This is a genomic window from Nocardia sp. NPDC059177, assembly GCF_042755165.1.
In the GTDB taxonomy this organism is placed as follows: domain Bacteria; phylum Actinomycetota; class Actinomycetes; order Mycobacteriales; family Mycobacteriaceae; genus Nocardia.
In genome coordinates this window covers 1-1,129 of record NZ_JBHZBX010000061.1, presented here as the reverse complement: position 1 = coordinate 1,129, position 1,129 = coordinate 1, and the positions used below count along the sequence as shown (strand labels likewise).

The following is a 1,129-nucleotide window of genomic DNA, read 5'->3' as shown; positions in this document are numbered from 1 at the left end:
AACTAATAATCTGTTGTGTATCGTCATCAAGCTTTTGAGCGAAACAATACATATTCTCCACTCTATCCTCTTTAATCTCTGTGCGGCGTTCTCCGTTGTCGAAAATCATTACGTTTTTATCCAAGTCTAGCAACCTCCGTATATAGTAATTTAATATAAGAAAAGCCGCCCCGATCGGAGCGACTATTTAATTAGTCCACAAGCGCAAGTGTCAATGTTTTAAAGCCGCGGCGGGTTTTAACTTCTTTTGGAACAACTTTTAATGGCTCGTCCGTCCAAGGACCTTGCCCTACAATCCCAATGATACGTTGTAGGGAGCTTGCTACGCCCTGAGATACACTGTGATAGCCTTGTCCGTCTGCTGTTAAAAGAACAACGCGCATTGCCTGAATTGTCTCTTTCGTGACTTCATCCTCTAATTCAACCGCATGGGCGACCATGTCTGTAATTTCAATTACTTCTCCGATATGGTCTGATAGAGAGTGTTCAGCGTTGCTTACCGCGTTGTAAAGTTTGATGCTGCTCTTTCTGTCCGTTGCCTGGATAGTTGAAAACATTTGTTGTGTACCTTGTTCAAAAATACTTGGTGATGCTGTTGCAATGTCCTCAGTTGCCAATACGTCAGTAGTGTTTTCAGTGTTTTTAATAGTGTTTGTCATTTTAAAATTCCCCCAAAGAATTAATTTTGTTTTAAGTATTCATTGAATTTTTCAGCTGACACGCGCCATTCTCGACCGACTTTGAAACCTTTAATTTCTCCGTTGTTCAGCATTTTGCGAGCCGTTTTTTCAGATATTTTTAATATCTCGGCTACCTGTTTAACTGTTAAAACCTCTTCACTAGACAAAAAGCGTACCTCCCTCTACATATGTATCACTTCCTTTAAAGGGCTTCAGATTCCTTTATGTTCCCTTTGATGACCTTATCTTACCATCAAGGGATATATCATGTCTACCCCTTTTTACAAATTTCTTCAGAATTTTTTCAGGAAGGATTCGACATTATGCGACATATTGGTAGGAGAAGAAAATATTTCTGTACCAATAATAGAACACATGTTCCTGAATGTAAAGTCCTATTATATATGAAATAACTGGGTATCAGGGATAGAAATGTCCTAACTCTTATG

2 protein-coding genes are annotated in these 1,129 nt (G+C 39.0%); both read right to left on the bottom strand.

The features are described 5' to 3' along the window. Positions 1-191: 191 nt before the first annotated feature. The gene (locus ACFXK0_RS29080) at positions 192-659 is read right to left on the bottom strand and encodes a hypothetical protein (RefSeq protein WP_326194938.1); all 468 of its coding nucleotides are present in this window, start codon (positions 657-659) and stop codon (positions 192-194) included. Positions 660-679: 20 nt separating this feature from the next. Continuing rightward, positions 680-847 (bottom strand): helix-turn-helix domain-containing protein, encoded by a 168-nt coding sequence (locus ACFXK0_RS29075; RefSeq protein ID WP_326194937.1) that lies wholly within the window; start codon positions 845-847, stop codon positions 680-682. Between the last annotated feature and the right edge of the window lie 282 nt (positions 848-1,129).